This is a genomic window from Cohnella sp. OV330, assembly GCF_900112065.1.
Classification (GTDB): domain Bacteria; phylum Bacillota; class Bacilli; order Paenibacillales; family Paenibacillaceae; genus Cohnella.
In genome coordinates this window covers 68133-92817 of sequence record NZ_FOKE01000015.1, presented here as the reverse complement: position 1 = coordinate 92817, position 24685 = coordinate 68133, and the positions used below count along the sequence as shown (strand labels likewise).

The 24685-nt window shown below is 62.9% G+C and carries 23 protein-coding genes and 1 riboswitch; of the genes, 8 read left to right on the top strand and 15 right to left on the bottom strand.

Annotation, left to right across the window (positions count from 1 at the left end):
• Positions 1-78: 78 nt before the first annotated feature.
• Positions 79-912, bottom strand: a complete 834-nt coding sequence (locus tag BM235_RS28420; protein WP_090117646.1) for a hypothetical protein — start codon at positions 910-912, stop codon at positions 79-81.
• A 193-nt stretch (positions 913-1105) separates the two neighbouring features.
• Between BM235_RS28420 and BM235_RS28415 the strand changes: the two genes are divergently transcribed.
• The 3 genes from BM235_RS28415 (at position 1106) to BM235_RS28405 (ending at position 4992) form a co-directional block, all read left to right on the top strand.
• On the top strand, positions 1106-3184 hold the full coding sequence (locus BM235_RS28415; RefSeq protein ID WP_090117645.1) for a M1 family metallopeptidase: 2079 nt from the start codon (positions 1106-1108) through the stop codon (positions 3182-3184).
• A gap of 16 nt (positions 3185-3200) precedes the next feature.
• Positions 3201-4019, top strand: a complete 819-nt coding sequence (locus tag BM235_RS28410; RefSeq protein ID WP_090117644.1) for a hypothetical protein — start codon at positions 3201-3203, stop codon at positions 4017-4019.
• Positions 4020-4375: 356 nt separating this feature from the next.
• A riboswitch (cyclic di-AMP (ydaO/yuaA leader) is annotated at positions 4376-4519 on the top strand.
• 5 nt (positions 4520-4524) lie between these two features.
• Complete coding sequence (locus tag BM235_RS28405; protein WP_090117643.1) at positions 4525-4992, top strand: C40 family peptidase; 468 nt, start codon at positions 4525-4527, stop codon at positions 4990-4992.
• A 185-nt stretch (positions 4993-5177) separates the two neighbouring features.
• Here BM235_RS28405 and BM235_RS28400 read toward each other — a convergent pair whose 3' ends face one another.
• From BM235_RS28400 to BM235_RS28375, 6 genes are all read right to left on the bottom strand, one after another.
• On the bottom strand, positions 5178-6482 hold the full coding sequence (locus BM235_RS28400) for a hypothetical protein (protein ID WP_090117642.1): 1305 nt from the start codon (positions 6480-6482) through the stop codon (positions 5178-5180).
• Entirely contained in the window at positions 6479-7600 is a 1122-nt protein-coding gene (locus BM235_RS28395) for a DUF58 domain-containing protein (protein ID WP_090117641.1), read from the bottom strand. Before BM235_RS28395 ends, BM235_RS28400 begins: the two co-directional genes overlap by 4 nt.
• 3 nt (positions 7601-7603) lie before the next feature.
• Positions 7604-8566: an AAA family ATPase gene (locus BM235_RS28390; protein WP_090117640.1), complete on the bottom strand. Its 963-nt coding sequence runs from the start codon at positions 8564-8566 to the stop codon at positions 7604-7606.
• A gap of 555 nt (positions 8567-9121) precedes the next feature.
• Positions 9122-9982 carry an ABC transporter ATP-binding protein gene (locus tag BM235_RS28385; RefSeq protein WP_090117639.1) on the bottom strand — a complete coding sequence of 287 codons (861 nt, stop codon included), beginning with the start codon at positions 9980-9982 and terminating at the stop codon, positions 9122-9124.
• A 104-nt stretch (positions 9983-10086) separates the two neighbouring features.
• Positions 10087-10893 carry a polysaccharide deacetylase family protein gene (locus BM235_RS28380; protein WP_090117638.1) on the bottom strand — a complete coding sequence of 269 codons (807 nt, stop codon included), beginning with the start codon at positions 10891-10893 and terminating at the stop codon, positions 10087-10089.
• Positions 10894-10968: 75 nt separating this feature from the next.
• The gene (locus BM235_RS28375; protein WP_090117637.1) at positions 10969-11175 is read right to left on the bottom strand and encodes a DUF1657 domain-containing protein; all 207 of its coding nucleotides are present in this window, start codon (positions 11173-11175) and stop codon (positions 10969-10971) included.
• Positions 11176-11371: 196 nt separating this feature from the next.
• Here BM235_RS28375 and spoVAC point away from each other — a divergent pair, with 196 nt between their 5' ends.
• The 3 genes from spoVAC to BM235_RS28360 are packed head-to-tail and all read left to right on the top strand — an operon-like array spanning position 11372 to position 13752.
• Positions 11372-11845, top strand: coding sequence for a stage V sporulation protein AC (gene spoVAC, locus BM235_RS28370; protein WP_090117636.1), 474 nt, complete (start codon positions 11372-11374; stop codon positions 11843-11845).
• A gap of 10 nt (positions 11846-11855) precedes the next feature.
• Complete coding sequence (spoVAD, locus tag BM235_RS28365) at positions 11856-12887, top strand: stage V sporulation protein AD (RefSeq protein WP_177244301.1); 1032 nt, start codon at positions 11856-11858, stop codon at positions 12885-12887.
• A 4-nt stretch (positions 12888-12891) separates the two neighbouring features.
• Complete coding sequence (locus BM235_RS28360; RefSeq protein ID WP_090117634.1) at positions 12892-13752, top strand: DUF421 domain-containing protein; 861 nt, start codon at positions 12892-12894, stop codon at positions 13750-13752.
• 18 nt (positions 13753-13770) lie between these two features.
• Here BM235_RS28360 and BM235_RS28355 read toward each other — a convergent pair whose 3' ends face one another.
• The 3 genes from BM235_RS28355 to BM235_RS28345 are packed head-to-tail and all read right to left on the bottom strand — an operon-like array spanning position 13771 to position 16391.
• The gene (locus BM235_RS28355; protein WP_090117676.1) at positions 13771-14766 is read right to left on the bottom strand and encodes an ABC transporter ATP-binding protein; all 996 of its coding nucleotides are present in this window, start codon (positions 14764-14766) and stop codon (positions 13771-13773) included.
• Between the two features lie 60 nt (positions 14767-14826).
• On the bottom strand, positions 14827-15618 hold the full coding sequence (locus tag BM235_RS28350) for an ABC transporter permease (protein ID WP_090117633.1): 792 nt from the start codon (positions 15616-15618) through the stop codon (positions 14827-14829).
• Positions 15615-16391, bottom strand: coding sequence for an ABC transporter permease (locus BM235_RS28345; RefSeq protein WP_090117632.1), 777 nt, complete (start codon positions 16389-16391; stop codon positions 15615-15617). The genes BM235_RS28350 and BM235_RS28345 overlap by 4 nt, the downstream gene beginning before the upstream one ends.
• Positions 16392-16857: 466 nt before the next feature.
• On the opposite strand from BM235_RS28345, the gene BM235_RS28340 reads away from it, so the two are divergent.
• Together BM235_RS28340 and BM235_RS32390 are read left to right on the top strand one after the other, a co-directional pair.
• The gene (locus tag BM235_RS28340) at positions 16858-17490 is read left to right on the top strand and encodes a DUF975 family protein (protein WP_090117631.1); all 633 of its coding nucleotides are present in this window, start codon (positions 16858-16860) and stop codon (positions 17488-17490) included.
• A gap of 34 nt (positions 17491-17524) precedes the next feature.
• A complete protein-coding gene (locus BM235_RS32390) occupies positions 17525-18481 on the top strand; it encodes a DUF4190 domain-containing protein (protein WP_199408956.1) in 957 nt (318 codons plus the stop codon).
• Between the two features lie 377 nt (positions 18482-18858).
• Here the strand turns inward: BM235_RS32390 and BM235_RS28330 are convergent, their stop codons facing one another.
• Genes BM235_RS28330 through BM235_RS28310 form a run of 5 tightly spaced genes read right to left on the bottom strand, consistent with a single transcriptional unit; the run spans position 18859 to position 24568 of the window.
• Complete coding sequence (locus tag BM235_RS28330) at positions 18859-19122, bottom strand: HPr family phosphocarrier protein (RefSeq protein ID WP_090117630.1); 264 nt, start codon at positions 19120-19122, stop codon at positions 18859-18861.
• On the bottom strand, positions 19122-20843 hold the full coding sequence (gene ptsP / locus BM235_RS28325) for a phosphoenolpyruvate--protein phosphotransferase (RefSeq protein ID WP_090117629.1): 1722 nt from the start codon (positions 20841-20843) through the stop codon (positions 19122-19124). Before ptsP ends, BM235_RS28330 begins: the two co-directional genes overlap by 1 nt.
• A 28-nt stretch (positions 20844-20871) precedes the next feature.
• A complete protein-coding gene (locus tag BM235_RS28320) occupies positions 20872-22029 on the bottom strand; it encodes a mannitol-1-phosphate 5-dehydrogenase (RefSeq protein WP_090117628.1) in 1158 nt (385 codons plus the stop codon).
• The gene (locus tag BM235_RS28315; protein WP_090117627.1) at positions 22026-22463 is read right to left on the bottom strand and encodes a PTS mannitol transporter subunit IIA; all 438 of its coding nucleotides are present in this window, start codon (positions 22461-22463) and stop codon (positions 22026-22028) included. The genes BM235_RS28320 and BM235_RS28315 overlap by 4 nt, the downstream gene beginning before the upstream one ends.
• Positions 22464-22468: 5 nt before the next feature.
• Positions 22469-24568 (bottom strand): BglG family transcription antiterminator, encoded by a 2100-nt coding sequence (locus BM235_RS28310; protein WP_090117626.1) that lies wholly within the window; start codon positions 24566-24568, stop codon positions 22469-22471.
• Positions 24569-24685 lie beyond the last annotated feature (117 nt).

Here is a 24685-nt window from a genome sequence, read left to right as displayed (position 1 = left end):
AGACATGCGATCTACCCGGCTCGCCCGCGCGCCAAAAAGCCGCCCGCCGCATCTTCCGCGGCAAGCGGCTTCCGTTCCTTAGATATCGTCGCTTGGCGTCGTCGGTCCTTCCGACTCCAGCAGATTCTTCTGCGCGACCGGCTTGCCGATCGCGTCCGCGAGCGTCGCATGCTCGGGCACGAACGCGCCGTAGCGGTACGTATAGGTCGTTCGCAGCCAGCCGATGGCCCTCCGTCCGCCCCCCGACTCGCCGGAGACGCGCTGCACCGCGACGATCTCCCCGGATGCGATCTCGTAGGAAGTCGCCGGATCCACGGCCGCTCCCTTCGCGGAAACGTCCGGGATAACGCCGCTGAGCCCGCTAGCCGGATCGGTCAGCCTGACGCCTCCGCCAGCGGTTCCCTTCAGCTCGTAACGCTGCGCCAGATCCGCGATCGTGAAGGCCGGATCCGTCACGTCGAACGACAGCCTGAATCCTTTCGCGCCGTCGTAGACACTAAGCCCCGTCCCTGCTTCGGCCTTCGCCGCCTTGCGGTAGACGAGCAGCTCCGGCACGCCGTCGCCGGTGACGTCCTTGAACTTGACCTCGGGCTTCTTCAAGTAATCGATCTCGGCAGCCTGCATGAAGGCGAACCGGAGCGTGCCGTCCGTCAATACGCGCCATCGGATCGGACGTCCCGCTGCGTCCAGATCGGCTTGGATATCGATCCCCTCCCTGAGATTCAGCGCCTCGGCCAACGCGGGATCGTGATTCGTATATACGGTTTCCGTGCGCGCGATCGGCAACGTCCCGCCGTCGGATACGCCGCCGGCCAAGGGAGGCCCGGCGAAAGCTATGGATGGGATTCCCGCGAACGCGGCGGCAGCCGTGCCTGCCGCGATCAGACGGAGCGTGCGATGAATGGGGTTCATGACCATCCCTCCTTCTATTATAGTTGTACCCATTCTATGTGGCGGAACAACCGGATAGACCGGCTTGTCCTTCGCATGCACGGTCTCGAGCCTCGGGCGGCAGGCGAATTTCATTTGTTTGGGACAAAGATATAATCCGCGGACAACCCACATATACATCTGCTAGACGCTTGTCAACGGGAGGGTTACCGTCATGCCCCAACGCCCCATCTATCGCATCGCCGCGCTCGCCGTCTCCGCCGCCGTGCTGCTCGGCTCGGCCAGCTTCGGATTCGATGCCGCCTGGCAATCTCAGTTCACCCTGCCCGCCTATGCCGCACAGGACCCGCTGACCGCCGCCTCCCGGGAGTCCGGCGATTCGGCCGGCGCCCCTGCAGCAAACCCCGCAGCCGTTGAGCCCGCCGGCACAGGCGCTTCCGACGGGCAGCACAGCGCGGCCGCGGCGCCGCAGTCCCAGCCGTCTCCAGTTCCGGCGCCGCAGGCGTCCGTCGCGCTCAGCAACCGGATCGTCGATTACGACATCTCGGTCAAGCTCCTGGACGGCGGCCAACTGGAAGGCGCCGAGACGGTGACTTGGAAAAACCCCGGACGCAAGCCCGTGACGGATCTGTACTTGCACTTGTATCCGAACGCGTTCGCGCCCGGCAGCACGTTCCTGGACGAATCGAACGGCCAGCTCCGCGGCGTGAAGATGACGCCGGGCAAGGACGGCGGCATGGAGCTGACCGAGCTGACGACCGAGGACGGCGAGACGCTGCTGCCGCGCCTTCGCTACGTCCAGCCTGACGATGGCAACGCGCAGGACCGGACGTTGGTCTCCTTTCGCCTGCCGAAGGCCGTCGCGCCCGGGCAGAGCGTCACCGTCCGCATGAAGTTCGCCGTCAAGCTGCCGCAGGTATTCGCCCGCATGGGGCAAGCGGGAGACTTCGTCATGGCCGGCCAATGGTTCCCGAAGGTCGCCGCCTACGAGACGAACGGCGTCCGCGGACGCGCCTCGGAGGGCTGGGATCTCCATCAGTACCACGGCAATTCGGAGTTCTACTCGGATTTCGGCGTTTACGGCGTGAAGATCGACGTGCCCGAGGACCGCATCGTGGCGGCGACCGGGTTTCAGTACAAGCAGCCGGTCGTCAAGGACGGCCGCAAAACGTATCAATTTTACGCCGAGGACGTGCATGACTTCTCCTGGTCCGCCTCCCCGGATTTCGTGACATCGGAGGACTCGTTCTCCTCGGCCGGCGTGCCTGGCGTACGGATCAAGCTGTACCTCGACCCGCTGCACGCGAAGCAGCAGGACCGCTACATGCACGCCGCCAAGTCCGCGCTGGCCAAGCTCGGCGAATGGTACGGCGACTACCCGTATACGACGCTCTCCGTCGTCATCCCTCCGGCCGACGCGGAAGGCGCGGGCGGCATGGAATATCCGACGCTCGTCACCGGCGCGGCAGCGAAGGACGACAACCCGGGCTACGAGCTCGAGCGCACGCTCGTGCACGAGATCGCGCACCAGTACTGGTACGGCATCGTCGCCTCCAACGAGTTCGAGGAAGCCTGGCTGGACGAAGCCTTTACGTCCTACACCGAGGATAAGCTCATGGCCGCCATCTACGGCGTCTCGGCCCGTACGCCGATCGAGTCGCTCTACATGACGAACCCGATGCCGCTCAAGCTCGACGCATGGGATTACGGCGGTTCGGATGCCTACGCGGAAAACGTGTATATTCGCGGCAAGCTCGTGCTCAAGGCGATCGAGTCCAAGACCGGGGAAAAAACGATGTCGAAGATCATGCGGACTTATTTTCAAAAATACCGCTTCAAGCACCCCGACAGCCAAAGCTTCCAGCGCGTGGTCGAAGCCGTCACCAAGGACGACTGGAAAGACTTCTTCCAGTCCTATGTCTACCGCGGGGAATCGGCCGACTTCGCGGTCGCCTCCATCCGCACGGAACCGGACGGCGAGGGCGGCTATCAGTCCATCGTCCTGCTCACGAGGACCCAGGGCAGCCCGCAGGCGGCGACGGTGCAGTTCGGCTTCAAGGACGGCAAGACCGTCCGCAAGACCTGGGACGGCATCCAGAGCCACATTCAGATCCGCTTGCAGTCGGCGTCGCCGCTAACTTACGTGGTTGTCGACCCGATGCTCGACATCGTGCTCGACCATAGCCGCTACGACAATTATCTGAAGGCCGAAGCGCCCGCGCGCAAACGGACCAAGCTCGACGTGACGCTGGGGCAGCTGATCGACGCGATCGTCGGCAGCATGGCCTGGTGAAGGAGGGGGACCCGACATGAACGACGCGATCCGGCAAGGCTGGGAGACGACCAAGCGGCACAAATACGTGCTCGTCGCCTTGTTCCTATATCGCCTGCTGTGGGGGTTTTTCCTCTACCGGTTTATCGACGCGGTCGTGACTCCGATCCTGGTTCGGTATCCGGACGAGCATCCGCTCGGCGAGGCGGCCAAGCAGTTGTTCGCCATCGAAGCCCAGTTCCGCCTCCTCAAGACGAATCTTGCCGACCATACGCTGCTCATGCTGGCCGGCATGCTCCTTCTTCGCATGCTGCTCACGCCGATCCTGAACGCGGGGCTTTATTACTCCTTCGCCTATGCCGAGGATCAGGGCGGCACCCAAGTGCTGCAGGGCATCCGGCGTTCGTGGAAAAAGGTGTCGCTGCTCTACGGCGCCGAGAAGCTGATTGCCTTGGCCCCCGCGTTCTGGCTGATCCCGTTCGGGAGGAGCGCTTACCTGGAAGTGCCCAACGCCATGTCCTGGCTCGGGCAAATGCTCCCTTACGCTGCGGGTTGGGCGCTCTGGATGCTGGCCGTGCACCTCCCCTTTTTGTTCATGCAGTTCAGCGCCGCCGCCGGAGACAGCCCTTGGCAAGGCGCGCTTCGATCGGCTCGCCGCCTGCTCCCCTTGCTCGGCGTGACGATCCTGCTGCCGCTGCTCTCCCTGCTCGGCTCCGCCGCGGTATCGGGCGCCGCATTGATCTGGACCGGCTTGCTCGCGATCGCGCTGAACCAGGCGTTCCACCTCGCCAGGTCAATGATCGCGCTCTGGACGGCAGCCTGCCAGCATCGGCTGTGGCAGCGCGAAGATGCTTGACAGGCGTTCGAGAAATGCGACTTGATCGGACCTATAAATCGGAAATAGGCGACGTTCGGCTCACCGTCAGGTGATCCGGGCGTCGCCTATTTTGCGAATGTTATTAATATCGTACGAGAGCGCTGCATAGACTACGATCATACTCTAGCGACCGCAGCCGTGTCGAAGACTTGCGTCCTCTTAATCTTTCTCATTTATTCATAGGCTTGGCCTCTCGTCGGTCCGCAGCCCGAATCCCTTGCCGCGCTTGGGTTCTGCGACGTCGCCAGCATATTCCTTTTCTTTTGGGACATTAAGGAATTCTAATCTTAAAGGAGCAGGAGTTGGGGCCTAAAAATCGAATTTCTAAAGCTAAGGTGCGAAAACTGCCGAATTCCCGCGCACTGGGAAACGGGGGAACCAGTCTTTACCGGGTGAATTGGCTTTGCCTCGCGCAGAAGCCATAGGGAACCTTCAACCGAACCCTCCAGCTAACCTCGTAGGCACTTGGAAGGAGCTTCTCGTTTTGCGTAAAGTTACAGTCCTCATTCTTGCATTAACCTGCCTTCTGGCTTTCCAGATGGGCAGCGCATCCGCAGCTTCCAAGCTTGACTCGGCCGTCTCCAAGCTGATCGGCATCGATTACGATTACGGCGGCACGACGACGAGCGGCTTCGATTGCTCCGGATTCACGGCTTATGTCTTCAAGAAGTTCGACGTCAAGCTGCCTCACTCGTCCAAAGGCCAATACGCCATGGGCAGTAAGGTCGCTCGCGACGATCTTCGTCCGGGAGACCTCGTATTCTTCAACACGAGCGGCAAAGGCGTGTCCCATGTCGGCATCTACGTCGGGGACAACAAGTTTGCGCACTCGGCTTCGAAGGGTGTCACGATCTCGGATCTGGATGAAAAGTATTACGCGAAGCGCTATCTGGGCGCCCGCCGCGTAATGGACTCCGACACTTACACGTCCGTGGCGATCGACCACGTGTAAACTCGGCTGAAGTGGAATAGCTTAGGCAAAGACCCGCCCCCAAGCGGGTCTTTGCTGCTGCATGGAGTGAATGGAGAGGTTACTAAGGTTGTACCCGTCCCCTCAGGAGCTTGAAACAGGCGTTGCGTAAAAAGAGGATCGAAAAAAAGGGGCTTAGGCGTTCTGCGCCTAAGCCCTTTTTTTCGTCATGTTTTCCAAGGAAATTCCGCGCCGAGACGGTCGGCTTCCTCGGGCTTCACCCGGCCGCCGTAGCGGGCCCTGCCGTAAAGCTCGCCGAGCGGCCGGGACATTTTCGCCAGCCACCCGCGGGACGCCGTCTCCGGCGCGCGGCCCGAAGGAGGAGCTTCGTTCAACCCGCGCCACTTTTCGATCGCCCCGATCGTCTCGGACGGCGTCAGCGATTCCCGGTGCGCGTATCCTTCTTTGATGGCCTCGGCGAGAACCGCTGCATACAAGCTTCTGACCCGTTTCTCCGCGGGCATCGCCGTCCATTCCTCGCGACGAAGCGTGCGTCTCGCCTTCGGCCGATTCCGCGCGAACAGTCTGCCAAGCAGCTTTTCCCCCTGCAGCAGGCTCTCGCGCTCTTCGGTGTAGCCGAGATCCGTCTCGGCCGCGCGCCGCCCTGCGAGAAGCTTGTCGTACCAAGCCGTAACGCGATCCGCGATGCGCCGCCACCAGACGGCGTTCAGCAAATATCGCCGCGCCAGGCGATAGACGACGACAAGCGCCAGCGCCGCGAGCACGACGTAGAGCGCATATTCGAGCCAGATCCAGAGCCGCCCCGTTCCTCCCTCCTGCGGCGGGAATGCCGGCGGCTGCGCGGACTGCACGGGCTGGGGCGTCGGCTCCGGCGCGGGCTCGCCTGCCGGCACGAGCGAGAACAGCCAGCGAAGGAGGCGCGCGACCTGCGGCCAGATCGGCAATCCCGCGAACGGGAGGAAGACCAGCACGACGATAACGCCCCACAACGCGAGGTACCGCTTGCCCGCGACGGCAAGCCGCCTCGTGACCAGGCCGGCGTGTAGACCGGCTTCGGCCAGCGACTTGGCCTGCACAAAATAAAATGCCGCAGCCAGCCAAACCATGCCAGCTGCGAGCAGCAGCGGCTTCGCTCCGGCTGCGATGCCGAGCGGCGATGCGGCCGCGAGGACGAGCGCGTGGAGTCCGACCGCGACGGAGCAGCGAACGGTGCGCGCCCAGTCGAGCCGGGCGATCCATGACAGGATGCCGAGCGGCAGTACGAGCCCTATCAGCCGCCAGTTTGCTGCGCTTGCGGCGGCGGTTGAGGCCGCGATCAGCGCGAGGTGGACGAGCGACGCCGGCAGCTTGCCGCGCAGCATCTCGGGCAGCGTTCGCCCGATCGCGGCGCTCAGCCAGGCGAGAGCGATCCAGCCGACCGTAGGGAAGGCGAGCCCGGCCTGCGCATGGAGCGCCAACAGGAGCGGATAAAAGGCCAAAGCATCAGCGAAACCGCGGAGGATGAGCTTCATGACATCCCTCCCGCCGCTTGACGCGAAGCCTGCCTATCCTTGTACAGCAGCATGACCTCCACCCGATTGCCCGCCTGTCGCAGCTTCCGTACGGCCAGCTCCTGCTTAGGCGTCAGGAAGGCGGTGATCAGCAGCAGATTCGCTCCGCGCATCCGCCCCTGGATCAAATCGCCGAGCAGGTAGCCCAGCTCCAGCCGAACGACGGGCTCGAAGCCGGTCATCGCTTCGAGCATGGCGTAAAGCTGGCTGCGGCCTCGCCCAGGCTCGATTCGCAGGGGGACCGACTCGTCGCCCTGCACGCGGCCGTTGAAGATCAGTCCCGCCCGGCCCCCGCTGTCGAGCGCCTGCTTGGCGACGGATGCGGCGATGCTGACCGCTTCCTCGAACTGCTCATGCGGGAGCCGCCTATTCGTCGAAGCGTCGGCGAGCTCCGCGTTGAGCAGCACGGTCACGTCGCCGCCCACCATCGTCTCCCTGCGGTTGACGAGCAATTCGCCGGTTTTGGCGGTGGCGTTCCAATTCACCTGCTTCATGGCGTCTCCGCCCCGATAGGCTCTGACGCCCGCCGTATGGTAGTGATCCTCGCGAAAAGCGTCCGGCGAGCTGAGCGCGCTGTGCATCCATTCGCGCGCCGCACGAGGGAGCTCCCTGGCGCCTAGCAGCTTCGGATACACGATAACCGCACAGTCCGAATCGACCTGAAGCGCCCCGCTCGTCATGCCCAATAGATCCCCGTGCGTTATCGTCAGCGTCTGAATCCGATATCGCCCCCGCTGCAAGCAGGTCACCTCATGACGCCGCACGAGCTTCGTGTAGGGCCCCAGCGTGAACAAGCTCGCATGGTTCTGCAGGGTCTGCCCGACGCTGACCGCAAGATCCGACGTCTCCTTGCCGAATCTTAGCGCGGCAGGCATCTGCGTCTCGGCACGCAGCCACGGGACCGGCAGCCACTTGGCATTGACGAGCCGCTCCTCCAGCCAGATCCGGTCCCCCGCGAACGCCCGAGGCACGCTGAACCTACGTTCGTAACGGATCTTGCGTAGCCCGATCCAACCGAACAGCATTCGCTGCGCCATCGCGAGGACGGCGACAACGACGAGCAGTTTAATGATCGGCATGGTCTATGCGTATACCGCGTCCTGCTCGGCAGGCACCGCGGTCTTGTTCACGATCTCGCGCACGATCGCTTCGGCCCGGCCGCTGCCCGCCAGCGGGTCGTGAAGGACCAGCCGATGGGCAAGCACGGGAACGGCGAGCGCCTTCACGTCCTCGGGCAGGACGAAGTCGCGCCCGCGAAGCAGCGCCCTCGCCTGTGCCGCCCGCATGAACTGAAGGCTCGCGCGCGGACTCGCGCCGACGGCCGTGTCTTCGCTGTCCCGCGTGGCGGAGACGATCGCGAGCAGATATTGCAGCACGTCGTCGTGGCAGCGTACCTTTTGGAGCGCTCCCTGAAGCTGCACGACTTCTTTCAGCGCGAGGACCGGCTCGGCCGACGCCAACGGATCGCCGTCCATGAACCGGCGCAGAATCTCCGCTTCCTCTCCTACGGCGGGATAGCCCATCGGGATCCGCAGCATGAAGCGGTCGAGCTGCGCCTCGGGGAGCGGGAACGTGCCGTGGCTCTCAACCGGATTTTGCGTGGCGATGACGAGGAAAGGCCGCTCGAGCGGATAGGTCTCGCCGTCGATCGTCACCTGGCGTTCCTCCATGCTCTCCAGCAAGCTCGACTGCGTGCGGGGCGTCGCCCGGTTCAGCTCGTCGGCCAGCAGAATGTTCGTGAAGACCGGACCCTTTCTCAGTTCGAAGACGCCAACCCGCTGATTATAAAAGTTAATGCCCGATACGTCCGATGGCAGCAGATCCGCCGTGAACTGGATCCGCTTGAAGGCGCAGCCGAGGGACCGGGCGAGCGACTTGGCAAGCAGCGTCTTGCCGGTGCCGGGCACGTCCTCCAGAATGATATGACCGGAAGCCAGCAGCGCGATCAGCGCATACTCCGCGGCGTCCGGCTTGCCGACGACGATCGCGGCGATCTGATCCAACACGCGGCGCGTCTTGTCCCGTACGTCTTGCAGATGAACCATGGATAAGAGCCTCCTCTTCCTCAAACGCTTTCAATTCCAGCTACCTTCCATATTACAGAGGCTGGCGCGGAATAACAATCAACGCGAGGCGTAGGTGAAGGCGGGCTTGCCAGACAGGAAGTGTGAAAGGCGCGGTTGGGGAAGCGGCGGCAGCCTGCTACAAGCGAGAAAAGCGCGGTTTCAGCGGCTGGGGAAGCGGCGGCGAGGTCTGTAGGCGCGAAAAGCAACGCTACTGCGTCGGCGGCCTGCTGCAACAACAGTTTCTGCGGTTACAGCGGCGGATGGCGCGCTCCGGACTACTGCAACAGCAGTTTTGCGGCTACAGTGGCGGATGACGCGACCCGAACTACTGCAACAGCAGTTTCTGCGGCTACAGTGGCGGATGACGCGTCCCGGGCTGCTGCAAGAGCAGTTTCTACCGTTACAGCGGCGTCGGACGCAACAACGAGAGCTGTAGGCGCGGAATGCAACGTTGCGGCGCCGCATGTCGACGACGGCAACGCAGCAAAAAAGCCGCCTCCCCTGGCAAGGGAAGCGGCTTCCGACAACCGATTGCTATACGACCGCAGCCGTCAAGCGGCCTTCTTCGCGAACCGCGGCCGCTTGGCCTGCTGCCGGCGCTTGGCCGATGCCTTCGGCCAATCCGTAGGGCAGGCAGAGCGGCGCGCCCGTGCGCGGATCCGGGATCACGTCGGCATCGATGCCGAATACGTCGCGCAGCATATCCGGCGTCATGACGACCTCGGGATGCCCTTCGTAGAGCACCGTGCCGCGCTTCAGCGCGACGAGATGCTGGGAGAAGCGCGCCGCATGGTTGAGATCGTGAACGACCATGATAATGGTGCGCTTTTGCTCGCGGTTCAGCTTTTCAAGCAGGTTCATGACTTCGATCTGGTGCGCCATGTCGAGGAACGTCGTCGGCTCGTCGAGCAGCAGCACTTCGGTGCCCTGCGCGAGCGCCATCGCGATCCAAGCGCGCTGACGCTGGCCGCCGGAGAGCTGGTCGACGGCGCGGTCGTGGAATTCGCCCATTCCGGTCGCCTGCAGCGCCCAGTCGATCATGCGGTTGTCCTCGGCGGACAACGTACCGAAGCCGCGCTGGTGCGGGTAGCGTCCGAATGAGATCAGCTCCCGTACCGTCAGCCCCTCCGGCGACGTCGGGTTCTGCGGCAGGATGGCGAGCTGCTTCGCCACTTCCTTGGTCGGCTGGCGGTGAATCTGCTTGCCGTCCAGATATACGCCGCCGCTCTGCGGGCTCAGGATGCGCGCGAGCGACTTCAGGATCGTGGACTTGCCGGAACCGTTCGCGCCCACCAGAGAAGTGATCTTGCCGTCGGGTACGGACAGATTCAGATTCTCCACAATACGCCGGCTGCCATAGGCGAGGGTCAACTGACTCGTGCTTAACCGCGACATATCTTCACTCCTCCGGCGAACGGATTCGCCTTTATGTTAGGTCTATGATAATCGTTATCATTATCAATTCATAATAAGAATGATAATGGTTCTCAACCTGGAAGTCAACGATTTACCATATTTGTTTTCGAATTTTTCAAATGCAGCATTTCCGATACGGTCACGAACCGATATCCTTCCTCCGTCAGCTTGGGCAAAATGACGCGAAGCGCGTCGATCGTCTGCGTCTTGCCGCTCACGTAGTCGTGCAGCAGGACGATATCGCCGCTGCGCACGTCCGCCAGAATTCCTTTGACGATATGGCTCACGCCGGGGCGCGCCCAATCGTCCGTCGGATGATGCCATGACCACAGTACGGTCATGAGCCCTTCTTCGCGCCCCACCGTCAGCACCCGCGCATTAAAGAAGCCTTCGGGCGGCCGAAAAAGAACCGGCTCCGCGCCGGCGGCCATGCCGATGCTCTTCTGGGCCATCGCGATCTCGCCGCGAATCTGCGCATCCGTGCAGTGCAGCAGCATCCGATGCGTGTATGTATGGTTCGCGACCTCATGGCCTTCGATCGCTTCCCGCCGCACGATGCCGGGGTATTGCTCCGCCTTTTTGCCCGTGATAAAAAACGTCGCGCGCGCTCCGTACGTCGCGAGCAAATCCAAAATCGCCGGCGTGTCAGCCGGGTCCGGGCCGTCGTCGAACGTCAGCGCGATGAACTTGCCGTCCAGCGGCACCTCCCAGATCGCTTCGCCTCTGGATTCGTAGTACGCTCTGCCTTTGAAGGCCGGCGCGTATCCCACCGCGTCCGCAGTGCCGCCGCGATCGGCTGCAAGCAAGACGGGCGCAGCGAACAAGATGGTTACAGCGACTGTTTTTACCGCGATACGGCGAATGATGGCCGACGTCTTCCCGTGCCGCATACCTTTGCCCCTTTCTATTGAAGAAGGAGTCCCGGACTTGCCGGAACTCCTTTCCTTGAACCGTGTTCGGCGATCCTAAAATCCTTTGTATTGGGGCTCTTCCTGCTCCAGCTGCTGAACGCGCTGCTCGACCTGGTCGACGATCTGCTGGGTTTGCGCAGCCGCGTCGGTGAAAAGCTGCTTGGCCTGCTGGTTCTGCGTGCCGATCGCGAATTGCTCCAGGCTCGCTTGAGCGCTCTTGAGCGATGCGACGGTGGTCTTTACTTGGGATGCTACGGTCATGTACGCTACGCCTCTTTCTCTTCGGTAATGTTCCCCGCAGAGGGACCCGTCTACTTTGCCCGTCTCCGCCGCGCTTCACAACTGTAAACATCTGGTCGACGCGCGGTCGCCTGATCCGTGCGGGTAAAAATCCGGCCGGCGAGGCATCCTCAACTTATACTGCCCGTCATTTGCACGAAAGTAGGAGGCGAACGCCATGGCGAACAACAAAATCAAAAAGCTGACGCCCGTCCAGCAGGAATACCGCCAGCTCGCATTGAAGCGGCAGCCCGCGCGTCCCGTCGCGCTCAACTGCCTGCGCGCCTTCGTCGTCGGAGGTCTCATCTGCACGCTTGGCCAAGGCATCCAGGAAGCGTTCATGCACTTCGCGGACATGACGCAAAAGGAAGCGGCAGCCCCGACGGTCGCCGTGTTGATCGCGATCTCGGTCGTGCTCACCGCGGCAGGCGTCTACGACAAGCTCGGACAATGGGCCGGCGCCGGTTCGGCCGTGCCCGTGACGGGCTTCGCGAACGCGATGTCGTCCGCGGCCATCGAGCACCGCAGCGAAGGCCTCGTGCTCGGCACCGGCGCGAATATGTTCAAGCTAGCGGGCTCCGTCATCGTGTTCGGCACGGTGGCCGCTTTCATCATCGCGCTCTTGCGATTTATTTTCGGATATGGAGGGTGAACGAATGACGATCCTGAAGGGACATCAGAGCTGGCTGTTCCGCGACAAGCCCATCCTCTTGTCGTCCGGCACCGTGGTCGGTCCGTTCGAAGGGCGCGGCCCGCTCGCAAACGACTTCGACATCGTGCACGACGACTCGCTGGTCGGCCAAGACAGCTGGGAGAAGGCGGAGCGCACTTACCTGGAGGAAGCGGCCAAGATCGCGCTGCAAAAGGCGGGCATGACGCAAGACCAGATCAGCTTCTATATCGGCGGGGACCTGATGAACCAGATTACGAGCAGCAGCTACGCGGCGCGCACCCTGGCGATGCCCTATATCGGCATGTTCGGCGCCTGCTCCACCTCGATGGAGAGCCTTGCGATCGCTTCTTATCTCATCTCGACGGGCGGAGCCAAGCATGTGCTGGCCGGCACTTGCAGCCATAATTCGACGGCCGAAAAGCAATTCCGCTATCCGACCGAGTACGGTTCGCAGAAGCCGCCTTACGCCCAGTACACGGTGACCGGCGCAGGCACCGTCCTCGTCGCGAGCGAAGGCGACGGTCCGCGCGTCGCGGCCGCCACGATCGGCCGCGTCGTCGACATGGGGATCACGGATCCGTTCAACATGGGCGCCGCGATGGCGCCGGCCGCGGTCGATACGATCATCTCTCACTTCCGCGATCTCGGCGTCGGCCCGGACCACTACGACCTCATCGTGACGGGCGACCTGGCGAAGGTTGGCTACGAGCTCGCCAGCGACCTGTTCCACAAGCATCGCATCCCGATGCACAAGACGCGCTTCCGCGACTGCGGCATGATGATCTACGACTACGACAAACAAATGGTGCAGGCCGGCGGCAGCGGATGCGGATGCTCCGCGGTCGTGACCTACGGCCACCTGCTGAAGAAGCTGCGCGAGGGCGAGCTGCGCCGGATCCTCGTGGTCGCGACGGGGGCGCTCATGTCGCCGCTGGCCCTTCAGCAGAGCGAGTCGATCCCGGGCATCGCGCACGCGGTCGCGCTGGAAGCGCCGAATTCCATTTTGGAGAAAGAGGGTTAACGTCATGCCGATGTGGGGTCAAATCATCTTCCGCTCGCTGGGCGCGCTGATCGTCCTGTTCATCATGGCCCGGCTGCTTGGAAAGAAGCAGATCTCCCAGCTGACCTTCTTCGAGTATATACTGGGCATCACGCTTGGCGAGCTGGCCGGCTTCATCTCCACGGATATCGAGACTCATTATTCGCACGGGCTCATTGCGCTCGCCGTCTGGTTCGCGGTGCCCTTCACGCTGGAGTATCTGTCCATGAAGAGCATCCGGCTGCGCCACCTGCTCGAGGGACGCGGCCGGGTCGTCATCAAAGAGGGCAAGGTCATGGAGGACAATCTAAAGAAGGAGCATCTGACGACGGACGAGCTGATGGAGCAGCTGCGCGGGAAAAGCGCGTTCAACTTGGCCGATGTGGAGTTCGCGGTCATGGAGACGAGCGGAGAGCTCAGCGTCCTGCTCAAAAAGGAAAAGCAGCCCCTCACGCCGAGCGATATGGGCATGCCGAAGGTACACGAGGTCGAGCCGCAGGTCGTCATCATGGACGGCAAAATGATGAGCGAGCCGCTCGCCACCGCGGGTCTCAGTCCGGGCTGGCTGGCGACGGAGTTGGAGAAGATCGGCGTTACGGTAGACAATGTGTTTCTGGGGCAAGTGGATGCGTACCAGCAGCTCTACGTCGACTTGTACGACGACAAGCTTCAGGTGCCCGCGCCGCAGGGCAAGGCGCTGCTGCTCGCCAACCTGAAAAAGCTGGAGGCGGATCTGGAATTGTTCGCCGTGTCGACGAAGGACGCGGAGGCGAAAGCCATGTATACCCGCACGTCCGCCGCGATGGCGCAGGTCATCTCGGATCTGAAGCCGATGCTGCAGGGGTGACGGTCGGGAACGAGCCTTTCAATAAATCCGGCTGACGATCTCCTCGAACGCGGGCTCCTCGACGTGCACGTCCGCAATCTCGCCCCATGCGGACAGCAGTCGCAGCACCTCCATGACGCCGGTCCGCTCGCGATTGAAGCTGACCTCCGCCTCCCGTTCAAGCACGTTTACCACGCGGACCTCCTCGGAGGCGGCCGACAGGCCGTCTCCGATTCGCGTGCCAGGCGCGAGGCTCGTTGCCCCGGCATAAGTCACGCGCACGGTCGTCGGCAGCCCGATCCGCTCCCGGAGCTTATCCAGCTCGCCGTCGTAGAGCAGCTCTCCGCGGCTGATCACGATGACCCGCCTGCACAGCGTCTCGATATCGTCCATGTCGTGCGTCGTGAGCAGCACCGTTTTGCCGAATTGTACGTTGAGCATCCGCAAATGATCCCGAATCTGCCGCTTGGCCGCCGCATCCATGCCGATCGTCGGTTCGTCCAGCACCAGCAGCTCAGGGTCGTGCAGCAGCGCCGCCGCCAGATCGCCCCGCATCCGTTGCCCGAGCGACAGCCGGCGGACCGGCGTGTCCCAGAAATCCCGCAGTTGCAGCACTTCCTCCAACTTCGCCAGCTGCCGCTCTTTCTCCGCGGCGCCGAGCCGGAACATCGCCGCCAAAATGTCGAAGCTGTCCTTCAGCGGCAGATCCCACCACAGCTGCGACCGCTGGCCGAATACGACGCCGATGCGCCTCGCCACGCGCCGCCTGTCCCGCTGCGGGCTGAGCCCGCCGATCCGGACTTCGCCCGCGCTGGGGTGCAGGATGCCGCACAGCATCTTGATCGTCGTGGACTTGCCCGCGCCGTTGGGCCCGATGAAGCCGACGAACTCGCCCTCCTCAATTCGCATATCGAGCGCCTTGACCGCCGTCACGATCTTGCGCTCGCGGGAGAACAGCGTACGGACCGCCTTGAGCCTGCCCGCCTTGGGCAGCGTCGTCGCGAACGTTTTGCCGAGCCCCTTGGCTTCCAGCATCGTTGTCATGCCGATCCCTCCTTGATCTTTTTGTCGAAAATAGCACGGCATCTGAAAAAGTCAGGTGCCCGTACTTTGATACTTCCGCACCCCGACGCGCCACAAGGCGAGCGCAGCACCAAGGGATAGCGCCGCGACTGCCGCGGTAGCCGGTACCGTCCACCATCCCCACTCGGACCGAACGATGAACATCGCGGGCACGTAGTTGATAAATCCGAACGGCACGACGGTCAGCAGCAGCGTGCGGAGCCAGTCGGGAAAAAGGCTTAGCGGCAGCTGGCACGCCGTCGTCGACGCATTGTCGGTGAGCACGGACAGGTCCTCGGTTCGCGTCGTCCAGAAGCCGACCGCCGCCGTCGCGAGGCCGACTGCGAACATGATGACGGTCCCGGTACAGACGATCAGCAGCGTCAACGGGATCGCGGCCCAGCCGACCGTCCCGTCCCCGAGCAGCTTGCCGAGGCATACGCCAAGTACGGTCAGGCTCTGAAGCAGCTCGCCGCCTACCATTCGCGTCCGCGACGTCAGCACGGACAACAGGAGCGGCATCGGCCGCAGCAGCAGCTGGTCCAGCTGGCCGTTCACGAGGTACGGCTCGAAGTTGTTCACGGCGGAGCCGAAGCCCCGATACAAATACTTGGCCGTCATCAGCACGCCGTAGAGGTACCCGATCTCCCACACGTTCCAGCCGCGGATCGCGCCGAACGCATGCAGCACCACCGCCAATCCGAGAAACTCGGCGACGGTCACGACCGACGCGAGCAGCGTCGTCAGCAGAAAACTGACCCGGTACTGCATCCTAGCGCGAACGTTGATCTTGTAAAGCATCCAAGAGATGCGCAGCCAATTCATCCGCCTTGCACCTCCACCTTGCGCCGTACGGCGGACGTCGCCGCGAGGCAGGCGAGCGAGAGCAGCGCGCACCAGGCGAGAGGCGCCAGCAGCGCTGACGGCGCGGCGGTACCGAGATAGGTACGGGTCGGGATGTCGTTGAAAACCGGGTACGGCGACAGTCTCGCGATCGTCTGCAGCCAACCGGGCATCCAAGCGATCGGCATGAGGAAACCGGACAGCACGAAGCTCAGCGAATAATTCAGCAGGCTGAACCAGCGGCTCTCCACCGTCCAAAGCGCCGTCACGCCAATGCAGTAGGAGATGCAGATGCCGGTATAGGCGGCCATGACGAGCGCCGCGAGCGTACGCAGCCAGAGCGCCGGATCCGAAGGAACCGGCAGCCCGACGAACAGCGCGTAGAGGACATATAGAGGCAGCGCGGTGAACAACATGTTATAGGCGATCGAACCCGCTTCCCGCCCCGCGGAGAATACGAAAAGATGCACGGGGCGGATAAGATCCAGCGCGATCTGGCCGGTCCGGACCCGATCCTCCAGTCCAAGCCCGTGCGAAGTGAAGGTCAGCCACAGAATCACCTGGTTAAACGCGATGTAGGCCACCATCCCCTCCCGGCCATAGCCCTCCAGCGCATATTGGTCGCCGATTCCTTGCCAAATCGAGATATAGATCATGCCGAAAATCACGCTGGCAACCGTACGCACGGCGTGCGATGCCGTGTATTGCAGGCGGCTCTCGTACGCGCTTCTGGCCAGCACCCAAAGCACGGTCATTGGATCCCTCTTTTCCGCGTTAGATTGGCTCTCCCGGGAAGAGCATTCCAAATGATAACAAATTCAGAAAAAAAGACTAGACTATTCTTTTCCGGCGTGCTAATCTAATATTATAGATGTCGAGGATACCTATTTATTTTTCGATCAGCAACCGCTGATCCCCCTTACTTAAAATTTGCCTAAAATCCGCCGATGGCGGTTTTTTTTATGTTTTTAAAAGGTAATATGGAGTTGCCGCCATCCAGCACTGCCGGCGTACGCCTGGGGGCGCGCGCCGATTCCGGACGACGAGCCGCCCCCGCGCCGAAGCATACGGAAAGCGAAGCTCGGCATAGGATAGTGGGGAGTTTGGGACGGCTTCGTTCCAAAAAGTGGTTGTCGAAATGTGACATCGCTTGTAAAATCAGTATGGATTGGGGACAGTCTTCTGTACCACTACTTGAGACGCAAAGGTGGAATTGAGCAAATGACAACAAGTTCGGAGCTTCGGGCACGAGCAAGATCGACATTGCAAGGCAAATGGACGGAGCCGGTGCTGCTCGCGCTGGTGTACTTCGTCATCTTTACGGTGATCGGCATTCTCGAACGAATCCCGCTGATCGGATGGGTGGCTTCGCTTGTATTGACCGGACCGCTGATGCTGGGGGTTTACGGGTACTTCCAGGACCTCGTGCGCGAGCGCAATCCGAGCATCGGCGGGTTGTTCAGCGGCTTCAACCGCTTCTCGGAAGCCTTTATCTTGAACCTGCTCGTCGGCATCTTCACGGCGCTCTGGACGCTGCTGTTTATCATACCTGGCATCATCGCCGCCATTCGCTATTCTCAAGCCTTCTTCATCTTGCGCGACAATCCGGGCATCGGCGGCCTTGAGGCCATCCGGCGGAGCAAAGCGATGATGGCGGGCAACAAGGGACGCTACTTCGTCTTTTGCCTGAGCTACCTCGGATGGGCCATTCTCGGCGCGATTCCGTTCGGCATCGGCTTGCTGTGGGTCGTTCCGTACTTCTATACCGGACTCGCCCACTTCTACGAGGACCTGAACCAATCGGCTTACGCGGAACCGCCTGTCCAGCCGGGACTGAACAACTACCAATACTAATAATCGAAGCCTTTCCGCAAAGGGAGACGAAGCGATGACATCCGACGATTCGAACAACAATTGGGGCGGGCCGGGACCGACGGATCCATCCCCTGGCCCGGATGCGGGCACGGCGCCGGACGCTTCGCCGGCCCAGCCGGCGGACCGCGGCGGCGAAGCCGCGGGCGATCGCGCGGCGAGCGAGCCGGCGCGAGCGCACGAAGCGCAGGCCGACAGCGGGTATCGCGCGGCCGATGAGCCGGCGCGATCTGTGCAGGGCTGGCGGCCCGAGCCCCATCAGGGCGGGTACCACGCGCCGGATGAACAAGCGCGGGCTCAGCAGGGCTGGCGGCCGGAGCCTCAGCAGGGCGGGTACCGCGCGCCGGATGAGCAATCGCGGGCTCAGCAGGGCTGGCAGCCCGAGCCCCAGCAGGGCGGGTACCGCGCGCCGGATGAACAAGCGCGGGCTCAGCAGGGCTGGCAGCCCGAGCCTCAGCAGGGCGGGTACCCGCCGCGTGCGGATAACCAGCATGCACAGCATGCGGGCCATCCGCACGCGCCTAACCAAGGCGGCTACTATCCGCCGCCGCACGGTTCCTCCTACGCGCAGCATCCCAACCAGGGCCAACAACCGTACTTCGGCGGGTCGGCGCATCCCTCTTCTTTCCGCCCGCCGGTCTACGATTATGCCCGTCCTCCCCTGACGCCGCCTGCACGCTCGAACAGCAAGTCGGTAGCCGCGCTCATTCTCGGCATCGGTTCGATCGTCATTCCGTTCATCGGCTTCTTCCTGGGCGTCGTCGGCATCATCGTGTCCGCGATCTCGCTGAAGGAGATCCGCGTACGAGGCGAACAAGGTTCCGGCATGGCCGTCGCCGGACTCATCTGCTCGATCGTGGGCACGGTGCTGTACTTCGTCATCATCGCGCTGATCATCATCTTCGCTATCGCCGGCGCGACGGACAACAATTTCGATTACAACAATTACTCGAACATCATCATGGAAGCCTAAAAAAAAAGGCTGTTCTATCGATTGCGAAATGCAATCGAAAGGAACAGCCTTTTTTTATTGGCGCCTCGGCCGACAACGACTTGCTTGGTTCCAAAGCCGGAACCCGCGCTTTTCTAGTTCACCCAAGACCACCTATCGCGCAAAAGTGCACGATCGTTATCACTTTCATCTCGCCGTTACGCCTATCGCGCAAAAGTGCAGGATTTTCTCCCGAAACACGCTGGATTTGGCCTATTGAGGCGAGCTACCGCGCACTTTTGCGCGATAGCACGTAAAAAACCGCTACACTGGCCTTCTATGATGTATTTTTGCATGATAGTACTAGCTTAGCGTACGATCCGACGCCCTTTGCAGGCACCTGCGAAGGATTTCCTCTCTTATTCCTCGTAAATCTTCGACAGCAGCGGGCCAAGCTCGCGAAGCGCTTCGTCCTCGCGCTCGCCGTCGACTTCCAGCGTTACCTCGTCGCCCTTGGCGAGGCCGAGCGAGAGCAAGCCGAGCGAGCTCTTGCCGTTGACCTTTTTAGATCCCTTGATCAGGTTCACCTTGCAGTTGAATTGCGTCGCCGCGTGGACGAAAATCTTCGTCGGACGGGCATGGAAGCCGGACGGATGGATGACGGTAAAGGTTTCGGAAAGCATTAGGCATGACTCCTTTGTTCTACGAATTGTTTGACTTCCTCTTGGGTACCGAGCTGCAGCGCCTCGTCGGCGAGCCGCGCCCATTCTTGCTTGGACAGCCGCCCAATGAGCTCGCGTGCCGGCAGCACGGACGACGCGCTCATGCTGAACTCGCCGAGGCCGAGGCCGAGCAGCAGCGGGATCGCCGTGAGATCGCCCGCCATTTCCCCGCACATGCCGGTCCACTTGCCCTCGCGCTCCGCGGCCCGGATGACCATGCGGACGAGCCGAAGGATGGATGGGTGATACGGCTGATACAAGTACGAGACGGCATCGTTCATGCGGTCCGCCGCCATCGTGTATTGGATCAAATCGTTCGTGCCGATGCTGAAAAAGTCGACTTCCTTGGCCAAGTAGTCCGCGTTCAGCGCGGCAGCCGGAATCTCGATCATGATGCCGACCTCAATATCCGCAGCTACCGGGATGCCCTCGCTTTCGAGCTTGGCGCGCTCCTCGGCCAGGATGGCCTTGGCCTGTCGCAGCTCGCCGGCAACGGCGATCATCGGGAACATAATATTCAGCTTCCCCGCCGTGCTCGCGCGGAGCAGCGCGCGCAGCTGCGTGCGGAACACATCCTCGCGGCTCAAGCAGAAGCGGACCGCCCGCAGGCCGAGGAACGGATTGCTCTCCTTGGGCAGCGACAGGTAGGGCAGCTCCTTGTCGCCGCCGATGTCGAGCGTGCGGATGACGACGCGTTTGCCGTCCATTTTAGCCAGCACGTGGCGGTAGGTCTCGTACTGTTCTTCTTCGGTCGGAAGCGAATTGCGCCCCATGTACAGGAATTCGGTACGGAAAAGCCCGACGCCGTCGGCGCCGTTCTCCAGCGCCTTCGCGACGTCCTCGACGCCTCCGATGTTGGCCGCCAGCTCGACATGGGCACCGTCAGCCGATACGGAAGGCTCGGTTGCCAGCCGTTTCAACTCGGCCACCCTCGCGTCGTAAGCTTCCTTTCTCGCCCGATAGTCCGCAAGCTCCTCCTCGCTCGGATCGACGACGATCCGTCCCTCCGTCGCGTCGAGGATGATCGTCGTCCCGTCCGGTACGTCGGCCGCGGACTTGCCGGCCCCGACGATCGCGGGCAGCTCCAGCGAGCGCGCCATGATGGCGGAATGCGACGTACGGCTGCCGATCTCGGTGACGAAGCCTCGCACGTAGTCCAGGTCGAGCTGCGCGGTATCGGACGGCGTCAGGTCCTGCGCCACGATGATCGTCTCCTCCGCGATGCCGGACAAAGCGGCGTACGTCCTGCCCTGCAGATGGCTCATGACCCGGCCGGAGACGTCCAGCACGTCCGTCGCCCGCTCGCGAAGCATCTCGCTGTCCATGCCGCGCAGCATCTCGACGATCATGCCCGTTACTTCGTGTAGCGCGTATTCGGCGTTCACCGATTCATTGTCGATCTGCTCAAGGACGGCGTCCACGAGATCGGGATCGTCGAGCAGCATCAGATGCGCTTCGAAAATTTCCGCCTTCGCGGCGCCGAGCCTGCGCTCCGTCGATTCGCGGATCGCGTCGATCTCCGTCTTCGCCCGCGCCACGGCGGCGCGGAAGCGTCCCGCCTCTGCGGATGCGTCGGCGACCTCGGCGCGCTCCGGTACCCCGGCCGCGTTATGCGCGTACCGGAACGCCCTGGCGATGGCGATGCCGGGAGAAGCGGCGATGCCGGTTAATAATTGGGACATGGTGCATCTCTCCTTTTATATAAAGCCGTCAGCTCGGCAGACGAGCCGACAGCGCTTCGTATTGATCCATCGCGAGCCGGTGCAGCGGATGCTCCGGCTGCAAAGACGTATAGGCCGTCAGCGTCGCCGGGACGCCCTTCTCCTGCAGCGATCGCTGCAGCTCGACCGACTCCGGGTCGTCCGTGTAGTCGAAGCGCAGCGCCGCCGCCATGACCTTGGCGAGGGCCACGGGCCGGGTGCCCTGCTCCAGCGCCTGCAGCGCGGGACTGACAAGACGGTCGTTCGGCGACAGCTTGCGGATCGGCGACCGGCCGACGCGCGCGATCTCGTCGGTCAGATGCGGATTGCGGAAGCGGCCGAGGATCGTATCGATATAATGGCGATGCGCCTCCGGATCGAAGCCGTGTTTGCGGACGACGACGGCGCCCGTCTCGTCCAGCACCGCGCGCACTTCGCTCACCAGCTCCTCGTCGGCCATCGCCTGTTGAATCGTCCCGTACCCTTTCAGATTGCCGAGATAAGCAGCCGATGCGTGCCCCGTATTCACGGTGAATAGCTTGCGCTCGATATACGGCGTTAAGTCGTTTACGTAATGTACGCCTTCGACGCGTTTGAAATCCGGGAACATAACGGACGCGTCGACCGCCCATTCGTAGAAAGGCTCCACCGTCACCGCAAGGGGATCCGCGTTGTGCTGGATCGGCACGATCCGGTCCACCGCCGCGTTCGGGAAGGCGCACATGGCGTCGGCCTTTAAGCGCGTCTCCTCGTCCAACAGCGCATATACATGCGCTTTGAGCTGGGCGCTGCCGCCGATCGCGTTCTCGCAGGCGATCAGGTGGAGCGGGGCTGCGCTCGCGGCGATGCGGCGCTCGATGCCGCGCGCGATACCCGGAGCGATATGCTTCAAAATGTTCACCCCGACGGCGGTCGTGACCAGCTCGGCCTCGGCCACCGCGGAGGCGACGGCCGCAAGGTCGGTGCCGTCAATCGCCGTCACGCCCGTCACCCGAATCTGCTCCTGTTCGTCGTCGGCCAATGTCACCGTGTATTCGCCACGCTCGCGAAGCGCGTCGACCAGCGTCTTGTTTACGTCGGAAAATATAACTTCGTAGCCCGAGCGTGACAACAGCAGTCCGATGAAGCCCCGTCCGATGTTGCCTGCGCCGAAATGCAGGGCCTTCATTCCTCCGCACCGCTCTCGAAGATTTCGATCATCTCGGCGGGGGTATTGGCCGCGAGAATTCGCTCCATGTTCTCGTCGTCCGAGCAGATCATCGCCACGTTCGTCAAAATGTCCAGGTGGTCGTCGCCTACCGCAGCGATACCGATGACCAGATGCGCTTTCTCGCCATCGCCGAAGTCGACGCCGGCCGGCAGCTGGACGATCGACAGGCCCGTAGATTTGATCGTGCCCTTGGATTCGCTCGTACCGTGCGGGATGGCGAGCCCGCCTCCCATATAGGTGGACAGCGAGTTCTCGCGTTCGATCATGCTGTCGACGTAAGCCGGCTCTACGTGGCCCGCTTCGACCAGCAGCCGGCCGGCCAGTCGGATCGCCTCGTATTTGTCGTTGACGGATGCGTTCAATTTCACTTTGTTTGCGGAAAGGATGCTCATATCGGTCACTCGCTTTCGGTTTTAGTTAGGAAAAAGCTTCTTAAATGCGTCGTCATTCGCTCGCGGATCGCCGTCTCGTCGCCACCCTCGAGCAGCGCGACCGTCTCCTCGTCGAGCAGCATCGCGCTGATCTCGCTCAGCACCTCGAGTCGCTCGCGCGCCAGCGCGCGGGGCGCCAGCATGAGGAGGAACCGGGCCAATTGGACGGGCGAACCGTCGTCTTGCTCCGGCAGTCGAACCGCCTGACGAAGCCGGTATAGCTTAAGGGTGGAAGACTTGATTTCCGGCGCCCGCGTATGAAAGAGCGCGAGGCCCGTGCCGGGGATCATCTGGCTGCCCTGTTCCTCCCGCCCCAGCAGCCGGTCGCGCACTGCGGCCGCGCAGCTCAGCGCGCCGAGCGCTTCCTCCCGCCGGCAGGCGTCGTCCAGCGCCGCGTGCAGCTCGCTCGCCTCCTCGCCCAGCTCGATCACCCGGAACCCGCCGACGAGCGATACGATCTCGTCGAGCGTCGTCTTCAGGCGCTGCAGCCGGGCGAAGGCGTCTGCCGCAGCGTCCGGCGAGCCGGTCTCTCTCTTCCGGACGGCGGCTTGCTTAAGCTCCCACGGCGCCTCGCGAACGAACGCCCGCAGCCGGTCGGCCTCTCCCTGCGTGAGCAGGGGGCTGACCTTCATGTAGTGCCTGGCGTCGATCGGAAGATCGATCGTGGAGATGATGAGGTCGTACGTGTCCTCGTCAAGGCGAGCCGCCTCGTACCAGGACACCCGGTCCGCGATCTCGATCTGCGGGAGCTCCTTGCGGATGCGCATCTGCAGCAGCTTGGAGGAGCCGATGCCGCTCGTGCACACGAGGATCGCCCGCACGTTCCGCTGGAGCTGCTTCAGCCGCTCGTTGGAGGCGCCGAAGTGCATGACCAGGAAGCCGATTTCCTCGTCCGGCACCTCCAGATGGGGCAGCGCCGCGCAGGCAGCCTCCCGGACGGCCGCGAACAGCGTCGCGTAATCCCGGCGAATCTGCCCCAGCAGCGGATTGCGGATGCGCTGCCCCTCGCCGAGCCGCTGCACCGCCTGCTTCAAGTGTTCGAACAAGCCGTCCCGAAGCGATCGGTCCTCGTCGTAATCGACGCCCGTCGATGCCTGCACCGATCGGATGAGGCGGCGAACGGCGTCCGCCAGCGCCAGATCGTCGCCGGGCAGCAGAGCGAGGTCTTTGCCGTGCGCGTCCTGCAGCAGTTCGGCGGCGTAAGCCGTCTCGGCCGGGCCGATCGCCACGCCCGGCCGCGCCGAGAGCTGGTCCGCCAGCTGCGCGGCTTCCGCCGCGGCCCGCTCGGACGCTTGCCCGTCCTGCGGCGGCGGCTGGTACGGAACGGGCGCGTCCGCCACCGTTTTTCCTTGCCGGACGCGATGCAGCGAGATCGAGAGGCGGATGAGCAGGTCCGTATAAATCTGTTCGTTGAGGCTTCCCGCCCATCGGCCCTCCAGACTCCACAGCGCGCTCTCGACGTCGGCCATGTCGGCGCGTCCGGCCAGCTCGAACAGCATGCGGTCGAGCGGATGCGACGGCGGCTCGCCCCGGCTCGCGATCAGCTCGGCGTCGTCGAGGCGCAGCCGGATGAGCTGCCGGATCGCCTCCCGCAGCTCCGCCTCCCCGCCCGAGAGCTCGACGCCGTAGCCTCTGCGGCGAATAAGCCGGACGCCGAAGCGCTCCACCCACTCGGCCAGTTCCTCCAGGTCGCTGCCGATCGTCTGCACCGTCACCTTCAGCTCGTGCGCCAGCGCGAATTGCTTGACGGGCTCCCGCTCCCGAAGCAGCAAGCAGAGCAGGTAAATCTGGCGTTCGTCGGGGGAGAATTCGGTCTCCTCCGACGCGGATACGATGCCGCCGAGGCGCTCCAGCGCGGCCGGGTCGCCCTGCAGGGCGATGCCCGAGCCGGATTTTTTCACCAGCGATACCGCTTGGCCTGCCAGCAGATCCTCGACCGCGGCGAGTTCCCGGTGCACGGTGCGCGAGCTGACCTGGAGACCTGCGGCAAGCTCGGCGGCCGTCATCTCCCGCCCGCTGCGCAGCAGCAGCTCGAGGATGCGCCGGGTTCGGTTGGATACGATCATGGACGGATCATTCCTGTCTATCCAAAATGGGCTGAACGCCGGCGATATGCTCGCCAGCGTCAGCCGATTCGATATGCGGAGCGGATGCGGCCGTCATGGCGCACCGTCCCAAAAGCA